The organism is Ewingella sp. C233, assembly GCF_055407225.1.
The window spans coordinates 1,332,564-1,358,693 of record NZ_JBUZRI010000001.1; the positions used below are offsets into that span (position 1 = coordinate 1,332,564).

General features: G+C 55.3%; 21 protein-coding genes. 12 read left to right on the forward strand and 9 right to left on the reverse strand.

The genetic code is table 11. The annotated features are described in order from the left end of the window. Positions 1-130 precede the first annotated feature (130 nt). Positions 131-1,243, forward strand: a complete 1,113-nt coding sequence (locus ACZRKO_RS06065) for a dipeptidase (RefSeq protein WP_463736321.1) — start codon at positions 131-133, stop codon at positions 1,241-1,243. A gap of 34 nt (positions 1,244-1,277) precedes the next feature. Here the strand turns inward: ACZRKO_RS06065 and uxuA are convergent, their stop codons facing one another. Both uxuA and ACZRKO_RS06075 read right to left on the reverse strand, forming a co-directional pair. Next, a complete protein-coding gene (gene uxuA, locus ACZRKO_RS06070; protein ID WP_463736322.1) occupies positions 1,278-2,462 on the reverse strand; it encodes a mannonate dehydratase in 1,185 nt (394 codons plus the stop codon). A 95-nt stretch (positions 2,463-2,557) separates the two neighbouring features. Next, complete coding sequence (locus tag ACZRKO_RS06075) at positions 2,558-3,865, reverse strand: MFS transporter (protein WP_463736323.1); 1,308 nt, start codon at positions 3,863-3,865, stop codon at positions 2,558-2,560. Between the two features lie 287 nt (positions 3,866-4,152). On the opposite strand from ACZRKO_RS06075, the gene ACZRKO_RS06080 reads away from it, so the two are divergent. Then, the gene (locus ACZRKO_RS06080; RefSeq protein ID WP_463736324.1) at positions 4,153-4,839 is read left to right on the forward strand and encodes a FadR/GntR family transcriptional regulator; all 687 of its coding nucleotides are present in this window, start codon (positions 4,153-4,155) and stop codon (positions 4,837-4,839) included. 667 nt (positions 4,840-5,506) lie between these two features. On the opposite strand, the gene araA is transcribed toward ACZRKO_RS06080, so the two are convergent. Next, a complete protein-coding gene (araA, locus tag ACZRKO_RS06085) occupies positions 5,507-7,012 on the reverse strand; it encodes an L-arabinose isomerase (protein ID WP_463736325.1) in 1,506 nt (501 codons plus the stop codon). 31 nt (positions 7,013-7,043) lie between these two features. After that, complete coding sequence (locus tag ACZRKO_RS06090) at positions 7,044-8,723, reverse strand: ribulokinase (protein ID WP_463737487.1); 1,680 nt, start codon at positions 8,721-8,723, stop codon at positions 7,044-7,046. A 412-nt stretch (positions 8,724-9,135) separates the two neighbouring features. Between ACZRKO_RS06090 and ACZRKO_RS06095 the strand changes: the two genes are divergently transcribed. The 6 genes from ACZRKO_RS06095 (at position 9,136) to ACZRKO_RS06120 (ending at position 16,355) form a co-directional block, all read left to right on the forward strand. Beyond that, positions 9,136-10,119, forward strand: coding sequence for an arabinose ABC transporter substrate-binding protein (locus ACZRKO_RS06095; RefSeq protein ID WP_463736326.1), 984 nt, complete (start codon positions 9,136-9,138; stop codon positions 10,117-10,119). A 109-nt stretch (positions 10,120-10,228) separates the two neighbouring features. Then, the gene (gene araG / locus ACZRKO_RS06100) at positions 10,229-11,803 is read left to right on the forward strand and encodes an L-arabinose ABC transporter ATP-binding protein AraG (RefSeq protein ID WP_463736327.1); all 1,575 of its coding nucleotides are present in this window, start codon (positions 10,229-10,231) and stop codon (positions 11,801-11,803) included. 4 nt (positions 11,804-11,807) lie between these two features. Then, a complete protein-coding gene (gene araH, locus ACZRKO_RS06105) occupies positions 11,808-12,812 on the forward strand; it encodes an L-arabinose ABC transporter permease AraH (RefSeq protein ID WP_463736328.1) in 1,005 nt (334 codons plus the stop codon). A 295-nt stretch (positions 12,813-13,107) separates the two neighbouring features. Continuing rightward, positions 13,108-14,043, forward strand: coding sequence for an arabinose operon transcriptional regulator AraC (araC, locus tag ACZRKO_RS06110; RefSeq protein ID WP_463736329.1), 936 nt, complete (start codon positions 13,108-13,110; stop codon positions 14,041-14,043). A gap of 130 nt (positions 14,044-14,173) precedes the next feature. Beyond that, positions 14,174-15,220, forward strand: a complete 1,047-nt coding sequence (locus ACZRKO_RS06115; protein WP_463736330.1) for an oxidoreductase — start codon at positions 14,174-14,176, stop codon at positions 15,218-15,220. 103 nt (positions 15,221-15,323) lie between these two features. Beyond that, positions 15,324-16,355 carry a bile acid:sodium symporter family protein gene (locus tag ACZRKO_RS06120; RefSeq protein ID WP_463736331.1) on the forward strand — a complete coding sequence of 344 codons (1,032 nt, stop codon included), beginning with the start codon at positions 15,324-15,326 and terminating at the stop codon, positions 16,353-16,355. Between the two features lie 73 nt (positions 16,356-16,428). On the opposite strand, the gene ACZRKO_RS06125 is transcribed toward ACZRKO_RS06120, so the two are convergent. Then, a complete protein-coding gene (locus ACZRKO_RS06125) occupies positions 16,429-16,815 on the reverse strand; it encodes a pyrimidine (deoxy)nucleoside triphosphate diphosphatase (RefSeq protein ID WP_463736332.1) in 387 nt (128 codons plus the stop codon). Positions 16,816-16,824: 9 nt separating this feature from the next. Then, complete coding sequence (xthA, locus tag ACZRKO_RS06130) at positions 16,825-17,634, reverse strand: exodeoxyribonuclease III (protein ID WP_463736333.1); 810 nt, start codon at positions 17,632-17,634, stop codon at positions 16,825-16,827. Between the two features lie 255 nt (positions 17,635-17,889). On the opposite strand from xthA, the gene tyrR reads away from it, so the two are divergent. Beyond that, positions 17,890-19,461: a transcriptional regulator TyrR gene (gene tyrR / locus ACZRKO_RS06135; protein ID WP_463736334.1), complete on the forward strand. Its 1,572-nt coding sequence runs from the start codon at positions 17,890-17,892 to the stop codon at positions 19,459-19,461. A gap of 74 nt (positions 19,462-19,535) precedes the next feature. Here the strand turns inward: tyrR and tpx are convergent, their stop codons facing one another. Beyond that, positions 19,536-20,042, reverse strand: a complete 507-nt coding sequence (gene tpx, locus ACZRKO_RS06140; RefSeq protein WP_463736335.1) for a thiol peroxidase — start codon at positions 20,040-20,042, stop codon at positions 19,536-19,538. Between the two features lie 159 nt (positions 20,043-20,201). Here tpx and ycjG point away from each other — a divergent pair, with 159 nt between their 5' ends. Next, positions 20,202-21,179, forward strand: coding sequence for an L-Ala-D/L-Glu epimerase (ycjG, locus tag ACZRKO_RS06145; protein ID WP_463736336.1), 978 nt, complete (start codon positions 20,202-20,204; stop codon positions 21,177-21,179). A 2-nt stretch (positions 21,180-21,181) separates the two neighbouring features. On the opposite strand, the gene mpaA is transcribed toward ycjG, so the two are convergent. Continuing rightward, positions 21,182-21,892, reverse strand: a complete 711-nt coding sequence (gene mpaA / locus ACZRKO_RS06150) for a murein tripeptide amidase MpaA (protein ID WP_463736337.1) — start codon at positions 21,890-21,892, stop codon at positions 21,182-21,184. Positions 21,893-22,129: 237 nt separating this feature from the next. On the opposite strand from mpaA, the gene ACZRKO_RS06155 reads away from it, so the two are divergent. Next, entirely contained in the window at positions 22,130-23,764 is a 1,635-nt protein-coding gene (locus ACZRKO_RS06155; RefSeq protein ID WP_463736338.1) for an ABC transporter substrate-binding protein, read from the forward strand. Between the two features lie 69 nt (positions 23,765-23,833). Here the strand turns inward: ACZRKO_RS06155 and ACZRKO_RS06160 are convergent, their stop codons facing one another. After that, the gene (locus tag ACZRKO_RS06160; protein ID WP_463736339.1) at positions 23,834-25,042 is read right to left on the reverse strand and encodes an MFS transporter; all 1,209 of its coding nucleotides are present in this window, start codon (positions 25,040-25,042) and stop codon (positions 23,834-23,836) included. Positions 25,043-25,143: 101 nt separating this feature from the next. Here ACZRKO_RS06160 and ACZRKO_RS06165 point away from each other — a divergent pair, with 101 nt between their 5' ends. Next, positions 25,144-26,097, forward strand: coding sequence for a LysR family transcriptional regulator (locus ACZRKO_RS06165; protein ID WP_463736340.1), 954 nt, complete (start codon positions 25,144-25,146; stop codon positions 26,095-26,097). Positions 26,098-26,130 lie beyond the last annotated feature (33 nt).

Here is a 26,130-nt window from a genome sequence, read left to right on the forward strand (position 1 = left end):
CTCTCAGAAAAATTCATCTGAAAATCTGGACATTGGATCATCGGTAGTGCAGTAACGGGCGTTAAATGCACCGTGGACGAGCAAACTGTCAGCGGTTTTTGTCATGCTTAACCAAGGGTAGACCTTTTTTATGAATAACGTAGCGCATGAAACTGAAGGCTTAATGCCGGTATTTGACGGACATAACGATGTTTTATTGCAACTTTGGAATGAACATCGCGAAAATCCGGCCCAGACTTTCCTTAATGGTCCCGCCAGCGGACAGATGGATTTGCCGCGCTGCCGTGAAGCAGGCTTTGCCGGCGGGCTTTTTGCCGCCTGGGTGCCGTCTCCACGTTTTGACTCTGCAAGTAGCGTGCCGGATCTCACCATCGACCCACGTTTTTTACTGGAAGGTACTCAAAAACATGCGGATTTTTCTCCGACACCTTCTTTCGAATTTGCGCGTGACGTCACAATTGGCATGATGGCTTTTTTGCTGCGTATTGAAGCGGAGTCGAAGGGGGCGGTGAAAATTTGCCGCAGCGCGAAAGCGATCCGAGAGGCGATGCAAAATCAGGCATTAGCTGTCGTTATGCATATCGAAGGGGCCGAGGGCATCGATCCGGATCTCTACACGCTCGATGTGCTCTACCAGATGGGGCTGCGCACGCTCGGGCCGGTGTGGAGCCGCCCGAACATCTTCGGCCACGGCGTGCCGTTTAAATTCAACACCTCGCCGGATACCGGACCGGGGCTGACCGACCTTGGCGTGAAACTGGTTGAAGCCTGTAACCGCAAACGCATCATGGTGGATTTGTCGCATCTGAATGAAAAAGGCTTCTGGCAGGTGGCAGAAATTTCAGATGCACCGCTGGTCGCCAGCCATTCCAACGCGTTTTCGCTTTGCGCGCAGTCGCGCAATCTGACCGACCGCCAGCTGGAAGCCATTAAGGAGACGCAGGGCTTTGTCGGCCTGAACTTCGCCACGCCGTTCCTGCGGGCCGACGGCACGCGTGATGCGGATACCGGCACAGGGGACTATCTGCGTCATCTGGATTATCTGGTGGAAAAACTGGGTGAAGATCACGTGGGCTTTGGTTCAGATTTTGACGGTGCCTCGATGGCCCCTTTCATGAAAGATGTGAGCGGTTTACCGGTGCTGATTAACGCGATGCGTGAGGCCGGTTATGGAGAAGCGCTGATCGGCAAGATTGCCCATAAAAACTGGGTCAACGTGCTGGAAAGAACCTGGGGGGAGTAAAAATTCCTCCCCTTTGCAGGGGAGGATATCGCTATTACTCAGCAAACAGCGTCTGCTTCAATGCACGTTCAACGCCGCGCAGTTCAGCCAGCCCTCTGAGACGACCAATCGCCGAATAACCGGGATTGGTCTTTTTATGCAGGTCATCGAGCATCTGATGGCCGTGGTCCGGGCGCATAGGGATAGGGCGCAGATTGCCCGCTCGCTGACGTTTCTGTTCTTCGGTCAGAATCGCTTTGATCACCGCCACCATATCAACATCACCGTCCAGATGATCGGCTTCATGGAAGCTGCCCGGCGTGGCTTCACGCTGGGTGGCGCGCAGATGGATGAAATGCACGCGGTCAGCAAAGGTCGTCATCATCTTCACCAGATCATTATCTTCGCGCACGCCGTAGGAGCCAGTGCAGAAACAGAACCCGTTGTGAATACTGTCTACCGTCTCTTTCAGCCATTGCATGTCTTCGATGGTTGACACAATACGCGGCAGGCCGAGGATCGGGCGCGGAGGGTCATCTGGATGCACGGCCAGTTTCAGACCGTGCTGCTCGGCCACCGGCACGATACTGCGCAGGAAGTGCGCCATATTTTCGCGCAGTTTAGCTTTGTCGATACCGTCGTAGGTCGCCAGACGGGCGCGGAACTGGTCCAGCGTGTAACCTTCTTCAGCGCCCGGCAAACCGGCGATGATATTGGCGGTTAGCGTCTCTTTTTCCGCGTCGCTCATCGCTTTAAAGTAGGCCGCCGCCTGTGCCTGCTCGCCGGCAGAGTAATACTCTTTTGCCCCTTCGCGTTGCAGCAGGTGCAATTCGAAAGCAGCAAAGGCGATGTGGTCAAAACGCAGGGCGCGTGAACCGTCCGGCAGCAGATAGCCCAGATCGGTGCGGGTCCAGTCCAGAACCGGCATGAAGTTGTAGCAGACCGTATCAATACCGCAGGCCGCCAGATTGCGGATGGACTGCTGGTAATTGGCGATGTGCTTTTCGACGTCTCCGCTGCGGGTTTTGATCTCTTCGTGCACCGGGATGCTTTCGACTACCGACCACACCAGATTTTTCGCTGCCAGTTCGGCCTGACGTTTTTTAATTTCTTCAACCGGCCAGACTTCGCCATTAGCAATGTGATGCAGGGCGGTCACTACGCCGGTTGCTCCAGCCTGTCTTACGTCATCCAGTGAGACCGGATCTTTCGGGCCATACCAGCGCCATGTTTGTTCCATGTGAAACTCCTTGTGCTCAAATGTGTGTGTTTAGCTTTAACCAATTTTTCAAACAATAAAAATTTCAGACAATCAGTGTTACAGACAATAAAGGGCTATTCAGCCGACTCGATCGGATCTTTGACGATAAAGAAGTAAGAAAGTGCGCCCGCGAAGGTCACGCAGGAACAGACCACCAGCGCCCAGTTAAATGATCCGGTGGTATCCAGTACCCAGCCGGTAATAATCGGTGCGAAGGAGGCAAAAATGAAACTGCCGAAGTTCTGAATGCTGCTGACCGAGGCCACCATGCGTGACGGGGTGATGACCTGCACCAGACCCCACGCTGACGTACCGGCAAAGTGAATGAAGAACAGCGCCATACTGATGAATGCGACGGCCATCGCCGTGCTGCTTGACTGGATAACCAGCAGGGTGCAGGCGGCAGAACAGACCAGCCCGAAGCAGATCAACGCCTTGCGGCTTTTAAGCAGTGAGTAGCCTTTGTTAGCCAGTTTGTCGGCAACGACGCCGTTCACCAGCATCCCGAGCGAACCAAACAGGAAGGGAATTGCTGCCACCCAACCGGTATTTGCCAGGCTCAGGCCGCGTTCCGCCTGCAAGTATCCCGGTAACCACGCCAGATAGAGCCAGCCGGTGTAGTTCACGCCGCTGAAGCCTAAAATCATGCCCCAGACGGTGCGGCGTTTGAACAGCGAACCCCATTCGGCAAAGCTCAGACGCGTTTTGGCGGTCGGTTTGCTGCCCTCGTCCAGATAGGCCTGATCTTCAGCGCTGAGGTTCATCTGGTCGCGGTTGCGGTACCAGGCGTACCAGCAAATGGCGACGGCAATCCCGGCTACGCCGATGATCACAAACATCATGCGCCAGCCAAAGGCCAGCATCAGCGCCACCAGAATCGGCGGGGCGAAGGCCTGCCCGAGCGTGGTTGATGAGTTAAAGATGCCCATCGGCAGTCCGCGTTTTTTGACGTTAAACCAGTCGTTGACCACCTTCACGCCGCTTGGCATAAACGGCGCTTCGCCGATGCCCAGACCGATGCGCAGCATAATAAAGTGGCTGAAACTGTTTACGCTGCCCGCCAGTGCCTGCATGGCTGACCAGAACAGCAGGCCACCGCCGAGAACCACGCGCGGGCCGAAGCGGTCCAGCAGGATGCCGCTCGGCAACTGTGAAATCCCGTAAGAGAGCGAGAATGCCGAGAGCAGGAAACCAAACTCGGTCGCTGACAGACCGAGATCCGCACGGATGGCCTGATTGGCAATCGACAGCGAGCCGCGGTCGAGGAAGTTAATGATCCCGGCTAAAAACAGCAGGGTAAGGGAAATGGTCTGAATACGTTTAATTTTTTGCGATCTGGCGATGTTCTGCGGCAGAGCCTGTTCAACAGAGGAAGAAGACATAGCAGGTCCTTTCATAAGGCGGATATCATCAATCGTCCTGCGCGGTTCTGGTGAAAAATGCGCAATCTGTGACATCACTAGTTTTAGTTTTCTTGACGCCGTGCAGGTTGGAAGTTCAATCTACAAACGTTGCATGGTCAGGTGGTAGGGTGGTCAGGCCACCTGACCGGTACATCATTCAGTATGAAAAGGATCATTAATGTGATCTGCTTGGCAATTTTCGGATCGACAGAAATTTTTGTATGCTACCTGCCGACCAGAAAACAGGCATCAGCCGGAGAATAAGAATGGAATTACCAACCCTAAAAGTGGAAAGGCTGTACCGCCAGATTTCAAATGTTCTGATCAACTGCATTAAGAGTGGTCAGTTTGCGCCGGGTGAGATGATTCCCTCCGAGCGCGATTTATCCAAACAGCTTGGCGTCAGCCGCTCGTCGATTCGTGAAGCGCTGATTGCCCTGGAGATCACGGGCTGGATTGAGATCCGCACCGGCAACGGTGTCTATGTCAGCAACCCGCTACCGCTGCAACCGGTGACCCAGAGCGAGGAAGAGTTCAGCCTGCAATCGCTCATCAAGGCACGCCAGATTTATGAATGCACCACGGCTGAACTGGCCGCGTTAAACGCCACCGACGATCAACGTGAAAAACTGGCCGAGATTAACCACGAACTGACGCAACTGAACATGAATAACGATGCGTTTCTGGAAGAGGACCGCCGTTTTCACCTGATGATCAGCGAAATGACCGGCAACGAAGTGCTGCGCGACATGATGGAGTACTTATGGGACAAACGTAATACCCGCCGCTTTGTGCGTCTGGAAACCCACTACACCGACACCGACTTTGCCCGCGAAATGAACACCGATCATCAAGCCATCACCGACGCCATTTTGGCGAGAGATGCGCAGGGCGCAAGGGCGGCGATGCAGGGGCATTTGCAACATGTATATGACAGGTTATTTAGCGAATAACGGGCGCTTGGGCTGCTGCCCAAACCCGCTTTTAAATCTTCAAATTCAAATTCAAATTCAAGGTCGTGGGCGTCGGCCCACACCGACCAGGGGGCGGCCAGTCGCCGCCGCCCCCTGGACCCCCGGGCTTTTTCATGAGACACCGACAGCTACGCTGCTGACAGGGCACGTGTTTCAGCCACTTCCGTTCACGGCGCAAAATGTCACGGCTACGCCGTCCCCGCATTTCGGGATTCGAGCCTTTGGTCTCGAACCGCTCATCCGGTGCCATTTTTGACTGCGCCTTAGCGGCTATCTAGGTCAAAAAATGAAAAGAAAAAATTACAACCAATCTGGTTTTGAATTTTAAAGAGCTTTGGCCGCATTCAAAAGTACCGCCGGAGGAGAGGTGGAAAACCGCGCGTCTTTTTGCGCGGGTTGTAACCCGAACGGAGGGGACCGCAACGCGGCGGGATTTTTCGGCTATCACTTTAATGCCCGAAACACGGCCATTGTGACCCGCGCAGCTGGAGGAGCCACATAGAAAAAACGCAGGATTGTTAAGGGCAGCGTTTACTGCCCTTAACCCGGTGTGGGCCGGTGCCCACGACCTTGACCTTAAATTTAAAAAGGCGGGTTCGGGCCGCCACCCCACGGTGTTGAAGTTGAAGTCGATTTTAAAACGGTATTACTTTCCGCAAAGTTTAAAATAAACCTCATTCCAGCGAATTTGATTCTTAAAGTCCGCCAGTGTCGTGTCGTTATCAATCACCAGTAACTCCATATTATGGAATTCCGCATACAAACGCAGATGGTCGATATCCAGCGCTTGCGAGAACACGGTGTGGTGCGCGCCGCCCCCCAGGATCCAGGCTTCAGCCGCTGTTGCGAGCGTTGGCTGGGCTTTCCAGATGGCGCGGGCCACCGGCAGTTTTGGCAGTTCATGCGGCTGTTCGACGGTATCGACCAGATTGACCAGCAGACGGAAGCGGTCGCCCATGTCGATAACGCTGGCGTTGACGGCCGGACCGGCGGGGGTGGAGAAGATCAAACGCGCCGGATCGGCTTTGCCGCCTATGCCGAGGTATTGCGCATCCAGCAGCGGTTTTGGTTCTTTGGCGATGCTTGGGCAGACTTCCAGCATGTGCGAACCCACCACCAGATCGTTGCCGGTTTTGAAGTTGTAGGTGTAATCCTCCATAAACGAGGTACCCCCTTTCAGGCCACCGGCCATCACTTTCATGATGCGCAGCAGGGCGGCGGTTTTCCAGTCACCTTCGCCACCGAAACCGTAGCCTTTTTGCATCAGGCGCTGAACCGCCAGCCCCGGTAACTGTTTCATGCCGTGCAGATCTTCGAAGTTGGTGGTGAAAGCGTGGAATCCGCCCTGTTCGAGGAAGCGGGTCATGCCCAGCTCGATTTTTGCCGCGTCGAGCAGGTTTTCACGGCGTTCACCGTGCAGTTTGACCGTATCGGTCAGGCGGTAAGTGGCTTCGTACTCTTCGACCAGCGTATCAACGTCGCTTTTGCTCACTTCGTTAATCACGGCCACTAAATCGCCGATACCAAAGGCGCTGACGGTATAGCCAAACTGAATTTGTGCCGCGACTTTATCACCTTCTGTCACCGCAACCTGACGCATGTTGTCGCCAAAGCGGGCCACTTTCAGGTTCTGACTTTCGTTTTTAGCGGCAGCCACGCGCATCCACTGACCAATACGGCGATGAGATTCGCCATCCTGCCAGTGACCGGCCACCACGCTGTGTTGCTGGCGCATGCGGGCACCGATGAAACCAAATTCACGGCCACCGTGGGCGGTCTGGTTGAGGTTCATAAAGTCCATGTCCATGGTATCCCACGGCACTTCGGCGTTGAACTGAGTATGGAACTGGAGCAGCGGCTTATGCAGGATAGTCAGACCGGCAATCCACATTTTCGCCGGAGAGAAAGTGTGTAACCAGGTGATCAAACCCACGCATGACTGGCTGTAGTTGGCCTCGCGGCAAAGTGCGGTGATTTCGTCCGGCGTGGTGACCAGCGGTTTTAGCACCAGCTTAATCGGCAAACCGGCCTCATTGTTGAGACCGTTGACCACCTTCTCGGCGTTCTCTTTTACCTGACGCAATGTTTCCGGGCCATAAAGGTGCTGACTGCCGATGGCAAACCAAACTTCGAGATGTTTAAACGCGTCCATTTATTACTCCTGCACAAATTAAGAAGGGGGTTCAGTGAGTCGTTTTTGCTGCAAACAGCGGTTCTGTGGTGCTGCACCACTGCTGATAACGTTCATAAAGTTTCTGGTACTGCGCCACGCGCTGCGGGTCAGGTAACAGGGTGCGTTCGATGCTGCACGCCATATTTTTCTGCGCGGCCGGCACGTCGGAATACTCACCAGCGGCGACGGCGGCAAAAATGGCCGCGCCCAACGCACAGCACTGATCCGAGGCCACAATTTGCAGCGGACGGTTCATGGCATCGGCGCAGACCTGCATGATCACCGGTGATTTACGTGCAATGCCGCCCAGCGTCAGGACGTTTTCCACCGGAATATCTTGCTGCTCGAAACACTCCATGATGGCGCGCGCACCAAAGGCGGTGGCGGCGATGAATCCGCCAAACAGCTCCGGCGCTTCGGTGCCGAGATTAATGTCGGTGATCACCCCTTTCAGACGCTGGTTAGCGAAGGGGGTACGGCGTCCGTTAAACCAGTCGAGCACCAGCGGCAGGTGATCCAGCGACGGATTCGCCGCCCAGGCCGCCGTGAGATCCGGCAGCAGATTTTTTTGCAGGATGGAAAGAACCGGTTTGAGTTCAGGATGGGCATGCATGGCCTGGTTCAGCGGCCAGCTCAGCAGGCGGCTGAACCAAGCGTACATGTCGCCGAACGCCGATTGCCCGGCCTCCATGCCAATCATGTCCGGCACCACGCTGCCTTCCACCTGACCGCAAATCCCGCCGATGGCGCGGTCATTCACTCGCTCTTTGTCAGCAATCAGAATGTCGCAGGTGGAGGTACCGATCACCTTGACCAGCGTGTAAGGCTGCGCACCGGCGCCGACGGCACCCATATGGCAGTCGAATGCGCCGCCGGAGAGCACCACGCTTTGCGGCAGTCCCAGACGCCGGGCCCATTCGGCAGTCAGTGTACCGACCGGTTTATCGGCGGTGACGGTGTCGGTAAACAGCGGATAAGGCAGATTTTCGACCAAAATCGGGTCCAGCGCGGTGAAGAAATCACGCGGCGGCAGGCCGCCCCAGGACGGGTGCCACAACATTTTGTGCCCGGCGCTGCAGCGTCCGCGTGCCATATCGGCCGGATCCGTGGTGCCGGAAAGCAGGGCAGGCACCCAGTCGCACAGTTCAACCCAGGAGGCCGCGGCCTTGCGCACGGCGGCGTCTTCGCGGGAAACGTGCAGAATTTTGGCCCAGAACCATTCAGAGGAGTAAACGCCGCCGATGTAGCGGGAGTAGTCGGGGAAGTCGCCGCTGCGGCACAGGCGGTTAATCTCCTCGGCTTCTTCAATCGCGGTGTGGTCTTTCCATAACACGAACATGGCGTTCGGGTTGTTTTCAAATTCGGGACGCAGTGCCAGCACCTGGCCCTGTGCATCCACCGGCGCCGGGGTGGAACCGGTGGAATCCACGCCGATGCCGATAATCTTCGCGCAACGATCGCTACCAAGGCGCTCCACCAGATTCACAATCGCCTGTTCCATCGCTTCTATATAGTCACGCGGATGATGGCGGAACTGATTCTGCGCGGCGTTGCAGAACAGACCTTCCTGCCAGCGCGGGTAGTAAACCACGTCGGTGTCGATCTCTGCACCGCTCTGGCAGTCCACGGCCAGCACGCGTACGGAGTCGCTGCCAAAATCCAGACCAAGAGCAATTGCACCTTGCGTCATTCTTCTCACTCCCAAGATATAGATGAAATATGTCTGCTGAATATCCTGTGCGTGGGTGAGCGTGTTGCGTGAGGAGGCGTTAGCTACAAGTATGTACAATCCTGCTCCTCATGATGTTTATGTGAGGTTAGTCAAAAGTTAACGGTTGGCTAAAATCGCTATATCTATGCACGATCCTGCTGTAATCCCCAAGTGTGATAGCGCTCTACCTTCCAGCGTTAATTTCCCGTTAAAACTGTCCCCGTCCTGTTTAGCAAAAAGAGCGATCTTGTCCACAAAACGCCGTTATAAGGCAGATGAAAGCAGGTTCGCTTTTTGGTTTCACCCTACTGAGAACGTTTTCACGCCGCGACTGAGCTGAGAGATTTCGACGCAACGTCGCGAGCGACAACAATAAAAGTCGGAGAACATCATGCATAAATTCACTAAGGCGTTAGCGATGGCAGGTTTTGCTGTCGTTATGTCACATTCAGCTATGGCGGAGACCATGAAGCTGGGCTTTCTGGTTAAACAACCGGAAGAGCCGTGGTTTCAGACTGAATGGAAGTTCGCGGATAAAGCAGGCAAGGATCTGAACTTCCAGGTGATCAAAATTGCAGTACCGGATGGCGAAAAAACGCTGAACGCTATCGACAGTCTGGCGGCCAACGGGGCAAAAGGATTTGTGATTTGTACGCCGGATCCGCGTCTGGGACCGGCCATTATGGCGAAAGCCCGCAGCTACGATATGAAAGTGATTCAGGTCGATGACCAGTTTGTGAATGCCAAAGGCAAACCGATGGAAGAGGTCCCGTTAGTGATGATGGCCGCCACCAAAATCGGTGAGCGTCAGGGGCAGGAACTGTATAAAGAGATGCAAAAACGTGGCTGGAATGTGGCGGATACCGGCGTAATGGCCATCACCGCAGATGAGCTCGACACAGCACGCCGCCGTACCACTGGTGCGATGGACGCGCTGAAAGCGGCCGGTTTCCCGGATAAACAAATATATAAAGTGCCGACCAAATCTAACGATATTCCGGGCGCGCTGGATGCCGGTAACTCTCTGTTAGTACAACATCCGCAGGTGAAAAACTGGCTGATCCTCGGCATGAATGACAATACCGTTCTCGGCGGCGTGCGTGCCACCGAAGGACAGGGCTTTAAAGCGGCGAACGTGATCGGCATCGGTATCAACGGTGTTGACGCGGTGAACGAACTTTCTAAAGGCGCGCAGACCGGCTTCTACGGTTCCCTGCTGCCAAGCCCGGACATTCATGGCTACAAAAGTATCCAGATGCTGAATGAGTGGGTGACCAAAGGCGTTGAGCCACCGAAATTCACCGAAGTGACCGACGTTGTTTTAATTACCCGCGACAACTTCAAGGTGGAGTTGAAGAAGAAGGGCCTGATGTAATTTCCTCGTCATACTTCGGGTTGTAGCCTGCCTGCAACCCGAAGTATTCAGAGGAAAGATTTGGTCGTTAATGATCAGGACCCCATTTTCTCGTCTTCAGGTAACTACTATGACTCAGCAAGCCTTACTCAATGCCTCGCTGCTGAAACCGTCGCTGACGGCGTTTGATGCGGCTGTGCCGTATCTGGAGTTTCACAATATTGGCAAGACGTTTCCCGGCGTGAAAGCGCTGGATGGCATCTCGTTTAACTGTAAAGCCGGGCAAATTCACGCCCTGATGGGCGAGAACGGCGCAGGGAAATCCACGCTGCTCAAGATCCTCAGCGGTAATTACCAGCCCTCGCAGGGTGAAATCCACATCAAGGGCCAGCCGGTGAGTTTTACTCATACCACCGATGCGCTGGACGCCGGTGTGGCGATTATTTATCAGGAACTGCATCTGGTGCCGGAAATGACGGTGGCAGAGAACATCTATCTCGGGCAGTTGCCCAGCAAATATGGCTGTGTGAACCGCAAACTGCTGCGCTATGAAGCCAAAATTCAGCTGGAGCATCTGGGGCTGGATATCGACCCGGATACCCCACTGAAATACCTGTCTATCGGGCAGTGGCAGATGGTGGAGATCGCCAAGGCGCTGGCGCGTAATGCCAAAATCATTGCCTTCGATGAACCGACCAGTTCGCTGTCGGCCCGCGAAATCGAGCAGTTGTTCCGCGTTATCCGTGAACTGCGCGCCGAAGGGCGGGTGATTTTGTATGTCTCTCACCGCATGGAGGAAATTTTTGCCCTGAGCGATGCCGTCACCGTCTTCAAAGATGGCCGTTATGTCTGCACTTTTGATGATATGGCGCAGGTGAATAACGAGAAACTGGTGCAGGCGATGGTCGGGCGTAATCTCGGCGATATCTATGACTACGCGCCGCGTCCGCATGGAGAAATCCGTCTGCAACTCGACGCGGTCAAGGCGCCGGGTGTGAAAACACCCATCAGCCTCAGCGTGCGTCAGGGGGAGATCGTCGGCCTGTTCGGGCTGGTCGGTGCCGGGCGCAGCGAGCTGATGAAAGGGCTGTTTGGCGGCACAAGGATCACGGCGGGTACGCTTTCGCTCGACGGCGTAGTGCTCAATATCCGCAAGCCCGCCGATGCCATCCGTCAGGGGATCATGCTCTGCCCGGAAGACCGCAAAGCCGATGGCATCATTCCGGTTCACTCAGTGCAGGACAACATCAACATCAGTGCACGGCGCAAAACGGTTACGGCCGGATGCCTCATTAATAACAAGTGGGAAATGCAGAATGCCAACAAGCACATCGCCTCGCTGAATATCAAAACGCCCAGTGCGCAGCAACTGATCATGAATCTGTCCGGCGGTAATCAGCAGAAGGCCATTCTGGGCCGCTGGCTGTCGGAGGAGATGAAAGTGATCCTGCTCGACGAACCGACCCGCGGCATTGATGTCGGTGCCAAGCACGAAATTTACAACGTGATTTATGCGCTGGCGAAGCAGGGCATCGCCGTATTGTTTGCCTCCAGTGATTTGCCCGAAGTTTTAGGGCTGGCGGACAGAATTATTGTAATGCGCGAAGGCGCGATTTCCGGCGAGTTGCTGCATGACGACGCCACTGAAGAAAAAGCATTAGGGCTGGCGATGTTAAGAACGCCAGAACTGACGGCAGGAGCATAAAATTATGTCATCTATGACCACAAATTCCGGTAAACCGGAGCACTCCTCTGCCGCCGCCCGTGGCGGTCAGGGCATTATGCGCATCTGGGACAGCTACGGCATGCTGGTGGTGTTCGCCGTGCTGTTCCTGGCCTGTACGATATTCGTCCCCAATTTCAGTTCGTTTATCAATATGAAAGGGTTGCTGCTGGCGATCTCCATGTCCGGCATGGTGGCCTGCGGTATGCTTTTCTGTCTGGCCTCTGGTGATTTCGACCTGTCTGTCGCCTCCGTGATTGCCTGCGCCGGTGTTACCACCGCAGTGGTGATTAACCTGACCGAAAGCCTGTGGATTGGCGTCGGTGCCGGTTTGATTCTGGGGATGCTGACCGGTTTGCTGAACGGCTTTGTTATCGCCCGGCTGAAAATCAATGCGCTGATCACCACGCTGGCCACCATGCAGATCGTGCGTGGCCTGGCGTATATCATCTCCGACGGTAAAGCGGTAGGCATCGAAGACGAGCGTTTCTTCGCGCTGGGTTACGCCAACTGGTTCGGTCTGCCTGCGCCGATCTGGCTGACGGTGGGTTGCCTGATCATTTTCGGTCTGTTGCTCAATAAAACCACTTTTGGGCGCAACACGCTGGCGATTGGCGGCAATGAGGACGCTGCACGGCTGGCCGGTGTACCGGTGGTGCGTACCAAAATCATCATCTTTATGCTGTCCGGGCTGGTATCGGCGGCGGCGGGGATCATTCTGGCTTCCCGCATGACCAGCGGCCAGCCAATGACGTCGCTGGGCTATGAGCTGATTGTGATTTCCGCCTGCGTACTGGGTGGCGTTTCTCTTAAGGGCGGCATCGGTAAAATCTCCTACGTGGTGGCCGGTATTTTGATTTTGGGTACCGTAGAAAACGCCATGAACCTGCTGAACATTTCGCCGTTCTCGCAATATGTGGTGCGCGGGCTGATACTGCTGGCGGCGGTGATATTTGACCGCTACAAACAGAAAGCGAAAAGGGTAGTTTAATCAGTCCCCAAAAATAATGTGAATTGCAGGAAGGCGGCAAACGCCAGCGCACCAAGCGCATACATAATGATGTGACTGGGGAATTACGTGCCACCAGCGCATCCGCGATTCGAAGAATAAAGGAGGTTAGTGATAACGCTTTCACGAAGTAGACACGCGGCATCTAACGCTTTTACGGGTCAGATACCGCAAAAGTCCGCTTTTGTTCACATTTTTGCAACGTTTTCTGGCAGCGCTTTCACCGGTCGATAGAATAGAAGAATACCCGCCCCAGAGTGATTTTCAGGAGGTCCCGATGTATCACCGCATGATCCAGGATCAACAGCAAAACCCGTTGTTACCGGGTTACAGTTTTAACGCTTATCTGGTGGCAGGGATGACCCCGATACTGGCCGACGGCCCGCTGGATTTCGCCATTGACCGGCCCGGCGGCATGAAAGGATTTATTCTTAACCTGACAGTGAAAGGTCAGGGAAAAGTGTTTGACGGAGAAGACACCTTCTACTGCAATCCCGGCGACCTGCTGCTGTTCCCGCCCAAAGCGCGTCATCTCTATGGCCGTTCTGCCAACAGCGACTGCTGGTATCACCGGTGGGTCTATTTCCGCCCACGTGCCTACTGGGCTGACTGGCTGGAGTGGCACACCAAAACCAACGATGTCGGGCGGCTTTCGCTGCCTAACAATACGTTGCTGCTGGAGTTTGACCGTCTGTTTGCCAATATCGAACAGACGCAAAAGTCCGGACGGCGTTTTTGCGAAGAGCTGGGGATGAATCTGCTGGAGCGCCTGTTATTACGCGCGATGGAAGAGGATCCGAAAAGCCCGCAGAAAATCATGGACCCGCGGGTGATTGAAGCCTGTCAGTTTATTACCGGCAATCTGGCCGGTGAGCTGCGTATCGATGAAGTGGCACGTCACGTTTGCCTTTCGCCGTCGCGACTTGCGCATCTGTTTCGTGAGCAGGTGGGCATTAACATTCTGCGCTGGCGTGAAGATCAGCGGGTGATCCGCGCCAAACTGCTGTTGCAAACCACGCAGGAGTCCATCGCCACCATTGGCCGCGTGGTCGGTTATGACGATCAGCTTTACTTCTCCCGGGTATTTCGCAAACGGGTCGGCGTCAGCCCGAGTGACTTCCGCCGCCGCAGCGTGGAAATCAATTATCCGGCCAAACCTTACCGTTCGCACCCGTGGCCTGAACCGGAAAACGCCGCTGCGTATCAATTCTGACATCGGGTTGTTGCGAAACCTGCTGCTGCGAAAGGCCACACGATGTGGCCTTTGTCACATTTAAGACTTGTCGCGGCTGCTCTGCTGGTGTCAAATCAGGTTGAAGCTTTGTAAATAAAAGGATAAAGAAATGACTGATACCCTACGCGTCGGGCTGGTGGGCTATGGCTTTGCTGGCAAAACATTTCACTCCCCGCTGATTTCAGGTACGCCGGGCTTAGAACTGGCCGTGGTATCGAGCAGCGATGCCGCCAAGGTCCATGCCGACTGGCCTAACGTCACCGTGGTGGATTCGCCTGAGAAAATCTTCTCCGATCCCTCCATCGATCTGGTGGTGATCCCCACCCCGAACACCACCCATTTTCCGCTGGCGCAGCAAGCGCTCCAAGCCGGTAAACACGTGATTGTCGATAAACCTTTTACCGTGACCCTGGGTGAAGCGCGTTCGCTGAACATCCTGGCGCAGGAAAAAGGCAAAGTGCTTTCGGTGTTCCACAACCGCCGCTGGGATTCTGATTTCCTCACCGTCAAAGCGCTGATAAACGAAGGGATGCTGGGCGAAATCGTCTATTTCGAATCGCATTACGACCGCTTTAAACCGCAGGTCCAGGAGCGCTGGCGCGAAAACGACGAACTGGGGAGCGGTATCTGGTATGACTTAGGCTCGCACCTGCTGGATCAGGCGTTGGTGCTGTTCGGGATGCCGGACACCATTCAGTCCGATCTCGCTGTGGTACGTCCCGGCGGTAAAGCGGTGGATTACTTTAACACGGTGCTGACCTATGGTCGCCGCCGCGTGGTGCTGCACAGTACGGTGTACGCCTCCGCTGAAACTGCCCGTTTTATCGTGCAGGGTGAAAAGGGCAGCTTTGTAAAATTCGGGCTGGATACGCAGGAAGATAGCCTGAAAGCTGGCGTTCGTCCGCCGCAGGCAAACTGGGGTCAGGATAAGCGCGATGGCGTGCTGACGCTGAGCTTTGAAGGCGTGCAGGCGGATAAACATCTGCCGACGCTGCCGGGCGATTATCCGGCCTATTACGCCGGTGTGCGTGATGCGATCACCGGAAAAGGTAAAAATCCGGTACCGGCTTCTGACGCTATCCGCGTAATGGAGTTAATTGAGCTGGGCATCCACTCCTCTCAACAGCAGAAAACATTAAAAGTCGCTAAAGACTGAATGCGCTGAGAGACAAAGCGCGCACTGCGGAGGGTGCGCGTTTTTTATTTTCTGACTAAGATTTTATTAAATTCCCCTTTATTCTTTTGCAAGGAAACGCTCCATGTCCTGGTTGCAACGTCTGCGTATTGATAAGTTCCTGGTGATATTAGTTGCTGTGGTAGTGCTCGCCTCTTTCTTCCCTTGTGAAGGCATTTATAAGACGATTTTTGAATATCTGACCACGGCCGCCATTGCGCTGTTGTTTTTCATGCACGGGGCCAAGCTGTCGCGCGAAGCGATCATGGCGGGGATAAGTCACTGGAAGTTGCATCTGGTGGTGTTTCTCAGCACCTTCGCGCTTTTCCCGCTGCTGGGTTTAGGCATGAAATGGCTGGTGCCGTTGGGGATTCTGACGCCAACCCTCTATTACGGTTTCCTTTATCTCTGCGCGTTGCCTGCGACGGTGCAGTCGGCCATCGCCTATACCTCGGTGGCGGGCGGTAACATTGCGGCGGCGATTTGCAGCGCGTCTGCCTCCAGTATTCTTGGCGTGTTTCTCTCGCCGGTGCTGGTCGGTCTGCTAATGCATACGCAGGGCGGTACCAACGATACGCTGCATGCGATTGGGTCGATCATTCTGCAACTGATGGTGCCGTTTATCATCGGCCATCTGTGCCGCCCGTTGATAGCGGCTTGGGTGCAGCGCCATAAGAAGATTGTTAACGTCACCGACCGCTCCTCGATTCTGCTTGTGGTGTACGTCGCGTTCAGCGCCGCGGTCGTCGAAGGGATCTGGCATCAGATTGATGGCTGGTCACTGCTGGCGATTCTGGTCTGTTCCATTGTGCTGCTGACGATTGTACTGATCATCAACACGCTGGTGGCGCGCTGGCTGAGTTTCAGCACCAAAGATGAAATCACCATTGTCTTCTGCGGGTCGAAGAAAAGCCTGGCGAACGGTATCCCGATGGCCAACGTGCTGTTCCCGGCGTCTGCCGTGGGAGCCATGGTGCTGCCGCTGATGATTTTCCATCAGGTACAGCTGATGGTCTGCGCCGTGCTGGCGGCGCGTTATGCGAAGAAAGTCGCGAAAGAAGAGGCGCAGCAGGTGTCTCAGGAAGTGAAAGTGACGAAAGGCGCCGTGGCCGATTAACGGGGTAACACTGATAAACAACGGGGGCGCAGTATGACACTGCGCCCCCGTTCACTTTTCTGCCTCTGACATGTTATTTACGACGATAGGCTTCCAGTAAAGGCACATCGGCAGGCGCTAACGCAAAGTGGTGGGCTTGAGAAGGAACAACCCAGGCAATTTCCGAGTGACACTGTAACGTTATCTCTCCCGTAAACCCGCTGACTCGCCAGAGATGCAGGCGAATAATTCGTGACGGTTGCTGAAAATCGTGACTGGCGATCCACTCTTCAACCTGCGCGGTGATGCCCAGTTCTTCCTGCAATTCTCGTATCAGTGCCTGCGGCTGGCTTTCACCCGTTTCCACTTTCCCGCCGGGAAACTCCCAGAAACCCGCCTGATCGCCTGAGGCATCACGGCGCGCGAGCAGGATTTTGCCCTCACGTTCGATAATGGCCGCCACCACGTCAATGACTTTCATGGCCGGACCTTATTTCAGATCGAACTCAGCCCACACCGGTGCGTGGTCAGAGGGTTTTTCCATGGCGCGGATATCGTAATCAATGCCTGTCGCAATGCAGCGCGAAGCCAGCGGGGTGCTTGCCAGTAGCAAGTCAATGCGCAGACCGCGGTTCTCATCGAACCCGCGTGAGCGGTAATCAAACCATGAATATTTGTCGGCTGCGTCAGGGTTAGCGGCACGGAAAGTATCCACCAGACCCCAGCCTTTCAGGCGTTCCATCCACTCACGCTCTTCCGGCAGGAACGAGCATTTACCGGTGCGCAGCCAGCGTTTGCGGCTGTCTTCACCAATGCCGATATCCAGATCCGTCGGACTGATATTGACATCGCCCATCACCAGTACCGGATTGTTCACCGACAGGCTGGTGTTGAGATAATCCTGCAAGTCGCGGTAGAACTTCTCTTTGGCCGGGAACTTGGTCGGATGGTCGCGGCTTTCACCCTGCGGGAAGTAGCCGTTGATCACGGTCAGCAGGCCCTGCGGCGTTTCGATGTCGGCCATGATAATGCGGCGCTGCGCGTCTTCGTCATCACCGGGGAAACCACGGCGTACGGCGACAGGTTCCTGTTTGGTCAGCATGGCAACGCCATAATGGCCTTTCTGCCCGTGATAGAAGACGTGGTAGCCGTGCTGGCTGACCTCTTCCAGCGGGAACATATCGTCATGTACTTTGGTTTCCTGTAAACCGATGACGTCAGGCTGGTGCTGTTCGATGATCGCGGCAAGCTGATGCGGACGCGCACGCAATCCGTTGATATTAAAGGAGACGAACTTCATAGTCGGGAACCATTTGGCGATGAAATCAGGAGCCGATGGTAGCAGATTCTTTTTCTGAATGGTACGTGGAGCAGACTGTACAGTCGCGTCTGTTCGCCCGCAGGGCAGCCACGGTAAAAGGGCATGAATGACAGTGATTAGGAAATTTAGTAGATATTTCTGTCAACATTTTGTGACAGTCCCTTCTTTGGCTGTACATGAAAGAGTATTATGCCCCTCAGCGATTTCCGCACCGGCAGAAAAAGGTCAACACTGATGCGTCTGGAAGTTTTTTGCGAAGACCGCCTGGGTCTTGCCCGAGAGTTACTCGATTTATTGGTTCTGCGCAGCATCGATCTGCGTGGCATTGAAATTGCCGCTATTGGCCGTATTTACCTGAATTTTTCCCAACTGGATTTTGATACTTTCCGCGCCCTTATGGCCGAAATCCGCCGTATTGATGGCGTGACCGACGTGCGCACCGTGCCTTTTATGCCCTCCGAACGTGAGCACCGCGCACTGCGTGCGTTGCTGGTTTCTATGCCTGAGCCGGTGTTTTCCATCGACATGAAGGGCAAAGTGGAGCTGGCCAACCCCGCGGCACAGGCGCTGTTTGAGCTCGACGAAGATAAGATTCGTCAGCAAACCGCTGCCAGCCTGATCTCTGGCTACAACATTACGCGCTGGCTGGAGCATGAGAGCAACCGCCCGCACTCTGAACGTGTCGTCATTCGCTCTCAGGATTTCCTGATGGACCTGACGCCTATTCAACTTAATGATGATGAACATCAGGAAAGTGAAGTGGTGGGCGCGGTGGTGATGCTGAAATCCGCCGCGCGGATGGGGCGTCAGCTGCAAGATCTGACCGTTAACGATGACAGTGAGTTCGACCATATCGTGGCCGTCAGCGGCAAAATGCGTCAGGTGCTGGATCAGGCCCGCAAACTGGCGATGCTCGACGCTCCGTTGCTGATCGTTGGCGATACCGGCACCGGCAAGGATTTACTGGCTCACGCCTGCCATCTGCGCAGCGCCCGTGGCAAAAATGCCTTCCTCGGCCTCAACTGTGCGTCACTGCCGGATGATGTGGTGGAAAGCGAACTGTTTGGCTATGCCGCCGGGGCTTACCCCAACGCATTGGAAGGCAAAAAAGGTTTCTTCGAACAGGCCAATGGCGGCTCGGTGCTGCTCGATGAAATTGGCGAAATGTCGCCGCGTATGCAGATTAAACTGCTGCGCTTCCTCAATGACGGCACTTTCCGCCGTGTGGGTGAAGAGCATGAAGTGCGGGTTGACGTGCGGGTGATGTGCGCCACGCAGAAGAATCTGGTGGAATTGGTGCAGCGCGGTGAGTTCCGCGAAGATCTTTATTACCGCCTCAACGTGCTGTCCCTGACGCTACCGCCGCTGCGTGAACGTCAGGCCGATGTCATGCCGCTGACGGAGCTGTTCGTGGCGCGTTTCTCCGATGAGCAGGGCATGGCGCGGCCAAAGTTGTCGCCGCAACTGGCAAATTACCTGACGCATTACGGCTGGCCGGGTAACGTCAGACAGCTGAAAAACGCCATTTACCGCGCGCTGACTCAGCTTGAAGGTGGTGAACTGCGACCGCAGGACATCGTTCTGCCTGATTTCGATGCGGAAGTGACGCTGGGTGAAGAGGCGCTGAACGGTTCGCTTGATGACATCAGCAAGCGTTTCGAGCGCTCGGTGCTGACGCGCCTTTATCGCACTTATCCGAGTACCCGCAAGCTGGCCAAGCGTTTGGGGGTTTCCCATACTGCCATCGCCAACAAGCTGCGGGAATACGGTTTAAGCAGCAGGAAGTCAGACACCAGCGACGAGTAATTTACCCGTTTCCCCTCCATAGAAAAGCCCTGCATTTGCAGGGCTTTTTTGTATCGTTCGAGGCTGGTGCAGGCTTATTTTTTCAGCACGGCCAGGGCAGCTTCATAGTCAGGCTCGGTGGTGATTTCATTCACCAACTGGCTGTACAGGACGTTGTCCTGACCATCCAGAACCACGACTGCGCGGGCAGTCAGGCCAGACAGCGGGCCATCGGTGATTGCCACGCCGTACTCATTTTTGAACTCGCCGCCGCGCAGGGTGGAAAGCGTCACCACGTGCGACAAGCCTTCAGCGCCGCAAAAACGTGACTGGGCAAACGGCAGGTCAGCAGAAATACACAGCACTACAGTGTTGTCGATTTCGCCAGCCAGTTGGTTGAATTTACGCACGGATGCCGCGCAAACACCGGTATCAATGCTTGGGAAAATGTTCAGCACCTTGCGTTTGCCCACAAAACTGCTCAGGCTGACATCAGAGAGATCTTTTGCGACTAAAGTGAAAGGTTTGGCAACGTCACCCTGTTGCGGAAGCTGGCCAGCAACGCTGACCGGGTTACTCTGAAAATGTACTGTCTGGGTCATGGTATTTTCCTTTGTACAGATGAGACAAACGGCAATCAGTTTAGGGTATCAAATGTAAATTTGGTATATAAAGTTTGCTAATCATTTTAGTGAACTATGTTGAGTGATGACCTCCGTGCATCAGCCGGAGGCAGCGAAAAGAGCCGTCAGGAGCCATCGATGAGAAGTGTGCGCTTTTATCCGCAAGCCTGGCCGTTGCATACGGCCTTTGTCATTTCCCGTGGGAGCAGGACCGAAGCCAGAGTGGTTGCGGTAGAAATTGAAGAAAACGGAGTTCGTGGTGTAGGAGAGTGCACGCCGTATCCGCGTTATGGCGAAAGTGAAGCCAGTGTGATGGCGCAGATTGCCAGCGCACTTCCGGCCATTGAGCAGGGCGCGGATCGCGCTGCGTTACAACATCTTCTGCCCGCCGGTGCTGCGCGTAATGCGCTCGACAGCGCCTTGTGGAATCTCGAAAGCCAGCTCACCGGGCAGACGCTCTGGCAACTGACCGGCATCGCGCCGCTTTCGTGCATCAGCATGGCGCAAACCCTGAGCGTGGATACACCGGAAGCGATGGCGCAGGCGGCTATCGGCCATCAAAAAAACGGGGCCACGCTGCTCAAAATTAAACTCGATGACCATCTGATCACCGAACGCATGGTGGCTATCCGCAGCGCCGTTCCGCATGTCACGCTGATTGTGGATGCCAATGAGTCATGGCAAAGCGAAGGGCTGGCGGCGCGCTGTCAGTTACTGGCGGACCTTGGCGTAATGATGCTTGAACAGCCGCTGCCCGCCGGGCAGGATGAGTCGCTGGAGAACTTTATTCACCCGCTGCCGATTTGCGCTGACGAAAGCTGCCACACGGCAGAGGATTTGCCGCGGCTGAAAGGGCGCTACGAGATGGTGAATATCAAGCTGGATAAAACTGGCGGGCTGACCGGTGCGCTGGCACTGGCAGAGCAGGCGCACCAGCAGGGTTTTGAGATCATGCTTGGCTGCATGTTATGCACCTCGCTGGCGGTACGCGCGGCGTTACCGCTCACCGTCGGGGCTAAATTTATTGACCTCGACGGTCCGACCTGGCTGGCGCAGGACGTCGAACCGCCGCTGGCGTTCCACTGCGGCGTCATTGATCTCAGCGCCTCACAGTGACATTACTGCGCCACACCGGTCAGTAAATCTATCAGCGCCTGCAGGTAGATTTCGCTGGCGTGATCGGCTGAAACTGGCGGGTATTCAGCCGTTATACATGGCAGGCTGATGTCCGCGCACCAGCTGCCAAAAGAGCCCGGCGTGGCGTAACCCACGCTGGTCACCAGCGGTAACGTAAAGGCTTCTGCCAACCAGACACCCAGGCTGGAACTGTGTGGATCCTCAATACAGGCCAGCGGCTCGTGGAAGGTCACTACCCATTTCGGGGCGAGTCTGTGGATCAAATGACACAGCGCCAGAGTTTCCAGTTCTGAGCCTGCTTTCTCACCGGTAGACAGCAGCACATCTCTTTCCTGCGCCGCACTGTTCCAGCGATACACCGTTTCACCACTTTGCCAATTGGCGCTGGGGAAGTTGCGGTTGAGATCGACGCCGTTGGCATTGGCTCGCAGCCCCAACTGACAGCCATCCGGATTCACTGCCAGCACCACGTGATGCTTAAGCTGCGCCGGTTCAATGCTGCGCAGCGCGCAGGAGAGTGAAACTACAGCCGCCGTTTCATCGCCATGCGTACCGGCCAGAATCAAGCCTGTGGTGTGATCCGGTTTGGCGGCCGGAAAGTAGATCAGCGGCGCGCCGAGCAGGGATTTACCGTAGGGTGTACCCAGCGTGCTTAACCGTCCACGCAGGTGACGGGGGCGAATGTCAGTCATAAAAGTTCCAGAACAATAATGGGATGAGGATGGCTTTTATTTACCGCAGTTTGCCGCCGGAATGTAGCTTTATTGTTCGGCGGCGGGCATTTATCACCTTTTCTCAACCTTCAGCACATTTTTCGCTGAAGTTTTGTGCGCTGAGACCAATATGTCACGAATTTTTATAGGGTATGAAATCAATGAATGATACAACTCCTGAACATCATTAAATCAATTGCTTGTCAGGGGAAGTTCATGCTTGAGGGAAAACTGTTTCGTCCATTTTCTTACACCGTTTGCGCCGGGCTGATTGCGCTTTCTTTAGGCAGCGCGACGGCAGCTCAGGTTCCGGCAGGAACCCAACTGGCGGATAAGCAAGAAATCGTCCGTCACATTAAAGATGAACCCGCCTCGCTGGATCCGATCAAAGTGATCGGTTTGCCTGAAGCCCAGGTGGCCCGCGACCTGTTTGAAGGGCTGGTGAATCAGGATGCTAACGGCAAAAACGTGCCGGGTGTGGCGCAGAGCTGGCAGAACCAGAACAATCAGACCTTTATCTTTACGCTGCGCAAAGATGCCCGCTGGTCTAACGGTGACCCTGTCACGGCGCAAGATTTTGTCTACAGCTGGCGCCGTCTGGTGGATCCGAAGGGACTATCCTCCGGCGCGTGGTTTGCGGGGCTGGCCGGAATTCAAAATGCCGACGCCATCATTGCCGGGAAAATGCCGGTCGATAAGCTCGGTGTAACGGCCATCAGCGACCATCAGCTTAAAGTGCAGCTGGAACGTCCGGTGCCGTATTTTGTCAGCCTGCTGGCGAACTTTAGCCTGTTCCCCGTGCATCAGGCGACGGTGGAGAAGTTTGGTGAAGACTGGACTAAACCCGGCAATCTGGTGGGTAACGGTGCCTATGTGCTCAAAGAGCGCGTAGTTAATGAAAAACTGGTGCTCGAACCCAATCCGTACTATTGGGATCATGCGCATACCGTGCTGACCAAAGTGACCTTTGTGCCCATTAACAAAGAGTCCAATGCCACCAAGCGTTATCTGGCTGACGATATCGATATCACCGAATCCTTCCCGAAAGATCAGTATCAGAAGCTGCTGAAAGATATTCCTGGGCAGGTTTACACGCCGTTCCAGCTCGGGACTTACTATTATGCCTTTAACACCCAGCGAGCACCGACCAACGATCCGCGCGTGCGTCAGGCGTTGTCCTACAGCATTGATCGCAAAATCATTGCCGAAAAAGTGCTGGGCACCGGTGAGATCCCGGCCTACCACTTCACGCCGGATGTCACCAATGGCTTTACGCCAACCAAGAGCATTCTTCAGCAATACACGCAGGAAGAGCTGAATGCGCAGGCCAAGAGTCTGCTGGCGGCGGCCGGTTATGGCCCGGATAAGCCCCTGAAGCTGACGCTGCTCTACAACACCTCAGAAAGTCACCAGAAGATTGCCATTGCCGTGGCCTCGATGTGGAAAAAGACGCTGGGCGCTGACGTTAAGCTGGTCAATCAGGAGTGGAAAACCTACATCGACAGCCGCAATACCGGCAACTTCGACGTGATCCGCGCCTCCTGGGTGGGGGATTACAACGAAGCTTCGACTTTCCTGTCGCTGCTGACTTCAACGCACAACAGCAATATCAGTAAGTTCAGCAATGCCGATTATGACAAAGCCATCAGCGAGGCGAGCCGTGAAACCAACGACGCGCGCCGCAATACCGATTACAACCAGGCCGAGCAGATCATCGCCGAACAGGCACCGATCGCGCCGATTTATCAGTACACTAACGGCCGCCTGATTAAACCCTGGGTGAAAGGTTATCCAATCACTAATCCTGAAGACGTGGCGTACAGTCAGGAGATGTACATTCTCAAGCACTGATTTTCCGCGTCAGAAAGACAAAGAGCGCCGTTGTTCATCAACGGCGCTCTTTTTTTTGCAATCAGCCCATCAGTGCAGACGGCGGCTCAGTATGCGTAGCGTCAGGCTGACGGCCGAGGCGACGGTCGCCAGTAATACCACTGCCGGCCAGCCGCCTTTCTCCAGAGCAAAGCTGCCGAGTGCGGCGCCGGCCGACATGCCGATAAACACCAGCGTAAAGAGCAGGGCATTCAGCCTGCCACGTGCTGCGGGTTCCAGCCCGTAAACCAGCGTCTGATGGGCGACCAGCGTGGCCTGAATACCCAGATCAAACCCGATGGCACTGACCGCAATTAACGCCAGTTGTCCTTCCGCAGGCAGCAGCGGCAGCAGGAACATTGCCGCAAAAGAGATCATCACCAGAGCCGCACCAAACTGCGTGACCCGCGCTGGTCCGTTTTTGTCGGCCACCGCTCCGGCCAGCGGTGCTGCCAGCGCGCCTGCCGCTCCGGCCAGTCCGAAGGCACCGGCCACAGCGCTGCCAAGGTGATGAGTCTCATTGAGCATAATCGCCAGCGTGGACCAGAAAGCGCTGAACGCCAGGGAGAGCAGGCCCTGTGCGATGGCGGCACGGCGCAGCGTCGGGTAGCGTTGCCACAGGTGATACATCGACAGCAGTAGGCTGGAGTAGTTGAGACGCGATGCCGGTGTGAAGCGCGGCAACACCCGCCAAAGCGCCAGACCAATCAGTGCTACGCTCACCGCTGCCAGTTGATACATCACCCGCCAGCCAAAATATTCGGCAACAAATCCGCTGATCACCCTCGAAAGCAGGATCCCCACCAGCAACCCGGTCATCACTGTGCCGACGGTTTTTCCCCGTTGCGCGGCGGGAGCCAGTATTGCCGACGCGGGAACAATGTCCTGCGCCATTGTAGCCGCTACACCGGTGATAAGGCTGGCTACCAGCAGGCCGTTTATCGCCGGTTCAATGCTGCAAAACAGCAGCGCGATGGCCAGTAAAATACTTTTCAGCAAAATGATCTTGCGGCGGTCATAACGGTCGCCAAGGGGCACCAGTAAGAGGATCCCCAGCGCGTATCCGGCCTGCGTCAGCGTGGGGATCATGCCAACAGACGATGGTGTAGCCTGCATTCCCTGGCCCATCAGGCTGAGCATCGGCTGGCTATAGTAGATTGATGCCACGCTGAGACCTGCACCCGCCGCCAGCGTAAAGACTATTTTCCCGGACAGCTCGGGTTCGTTTTCTGCCGCAGGGGCATTGGTAAGTTCTGACATGATGTGATTCCCGATGGATGAGATGACCTGAGCGCTATTTTTCATCCGAACGGTTATAGACGGTAGCCAGCCGGAAGGTAAAACTGTTATACGTATAACGTATGAACACATTGAATCCCAGCGGGATTGACCGCATAGACCTGATGCAAACTCTGGTGCGCATCGTTGAGAGTGGCAGTTTGTCCGCCGCGGCCGTACAACTCAATACCAGCCAGCCGACCATCAGCCGCCGGTTGCAATCGCTCGAGCGGATGCTGGGGGTGAAACTGATTCTGCGCACCACCCACGCGATGAAACTCACCGACGACGGCGAACGCTGCTACCAGCAGGCCAAATTACTGCTTGAACGCTGGGCTGCGCTGGAGGATGAACTGCACGGCGCCGGCGATGAACCGGTGGGCACGCTGCGCGTTCGTGCACCGCACGCTTTCGGGCAGGATCAGATGATTGAACCGCTGACCCGTTATTTACAACGTTACCCGAAAGTGACGATTGACTGGATGCTTAACGATCGTACGCCCGACTTTATCTCTGAAGATATCGACTGTGCAATTCAGGTCGGCCAGGTTGATGACCCGTCGATGATCGCGCTGCTGCTGGCTGAAGTGCCACGCATTATGGTGGCAACACCTGAGTTGTTGAGTCACTCTCCGGTGACCGCGGTCAGCGAACTGGGGCGGCTTCCCTGGGTGTCATTCAGTACTTTTTATCGCAACGAGGTGACGCTGCGTCACGAAAGCGACGGGCGCAAGGAAAGTTGCATCATCACGCCCAGGCTGGCAACAGACAGCCTGTATGCGGTGCGTAAGGCTGCGCTGTCCGGGCTGGGGGCGGCAGTCGTCTCCTCCTGGGTTGTCATGGAAGATATCGCCGAAGGGCGATTGCAGCAGATTTTACCCGGCTGGAGCGCCTTGCCACTGCCGGTCTATCTGGTTTATCCCTATTCAACGTATTATCCAGCCCGATTGAGGAAATTCTTCGACATGATGCGCAGTGTGATGCCTGCACTGGCTGAAATGCAGCTGCCAACCCAGGGTTCCGCAGGTTTGCGTTAAACGCTAAACTGCCGGACAGATAACGAATTTAAC

Bases quoted from the DNA above. Each gene is read 5' to 3' on its own strand.
- ACZRKO_RS06065 (WP_463736321.1), top strand. From the start codon at position 131: ATGAATAACGTAGCGCATGAAACTGAAGGCTTAATGCCGGTATTTGAC.
- uxuA (WP_463736322.1), bottom strand. From the start codon at position 2,462: ATGGAACAAACATGGCGCTGGTATGGCCCGAAAGATCCGGTCTCACTG.
- ACZRKO_RS06075 (WP_463736323.1), bottom strand. From the start codon at position 3,865: ATGTCTTCTTCCTCTGTTGAACAGGCTCTGCCGCAGAACATCGCCAGA.
- ACZRKO_RS06080 (WP_463736324.1), top strand. From the start codon at position 4,153: ATGGAATTACCAACCCTAAAAGTGGAAAGGCTGTACCGCCAGATTTCA.
- araA (WP_463736325.1), bottom strand. From the start codon at position 7,012: ATGGACGCGTTTAAACATCTCGAAGTTTGGTTTGCCATCGGCAGTCAG.
- ACZRKO_RS06090 (WP_463737487.1), bottom strand. From the start codon at position 8,723: ATGACGCAAGGTGCAATTGCTCTTGGTCTGGATTTTGGCAGCGACTCC.
- ACZRKO_RS06095 (WP_463736326.1), top strand. From the start codon at position 9,136: ATGCATAAATTCACTAAGGCGTTAGCGATGGCAGGTTTTGCTGTCGTT.
- araG (WP_463736327.1), top strand. From the start codon at position 10,229: ATGACTCAGCAAGCCTTACTCAATGCCTCGCTGCTGAAACCGTCGCTG.
- araH (WP_463736328.1), top strand. From the start codon at position 11,808: ATGTCATCTATGACCACAAATTCCGGTAAACCGGAGCACTCCTCTGCC.
- araC (WP_463736329.1), top strand. From the start codon at position 13,108: ATGTATCACCGCATGATCCAGGATCAACAGCAAAACCCGTTGTTACCG.
- ACZRKO_RS06115 (WP_463736330.1), top strand. From the start codon at position 14,174: ATGACTGATACCCTACGCGTCGGGCTGGTGGGCTATGGCTTTGCTGGC.
- ACZRKO_RS06120 (WP_463736331.1), top strand. From the start codon at position 15,324: ATGTCCTGGTTGCAACGTCTGCGTATTGATAAGTTCCTGGTGATATTA.
- ACZRKO_RS06125 (WP_463736332.1), bottom strand. From the start codon at position 16,815: ATGAAAGTCATTGACGTGGTGGCGGCCATTATCGAACGTGAGGGCAAA.
- xthA (WP_463736333.1), bottom strand. From the start codon at position 17,634: ATGAAGTTCGTCTCCTTTAATATCAACGGATTGCGTGCGCGTCCGCAT.
- tyrR (WP_463736334.1), top strand. From the start codon at position 17,890: ATGCGTCTGGAAGTTTTTTGCGAAGACCGCCTGGGTCTTGCCCGAGAG.
- tpx (WP_463736335.1), bottom strand. From the start codon at position 20,042: ATGACCCAGACAGTACATTTTCAGAGTAACCCGGTCAGCGTTGCTGGC.
- ycjG (WP_463736336.1), top strand. From the start codon at position 20,202: ATGAGAAGTGTGCGCTTTTATCCGCAAGCCTGGCCGTTGCATACGGCC.
- mpaA (WP_463736337.1), bottom strand. From the start codon at position 21,892: ATGACTGACATTCGCCCCCGTCACCTGCGTGGACGGTTAAGCACGCTG.
- ACZRKO_RS06155 (WP_463736338.1), top strand. From the start codon at position 22,130: ATGCTTGAGGGAAAACTGTTTCGTCCATTTTCTTACACCGTTTGCGCC.
- ACZRKO_RS06160 (WP_463736339.1), bottom strand. From the start codon at position 25,042: ATGTCAGAACTTACCAATGCCCCTGCGGCAGAAAACGAACCCGAGCTG.
- ACZRKO_RS06165 (WP_463736340.1), top strand. From the start codon at position 25,144: ATGAACACATTGAATCCCAGCGGGATTGACCGCATAGACCTGATGCAA.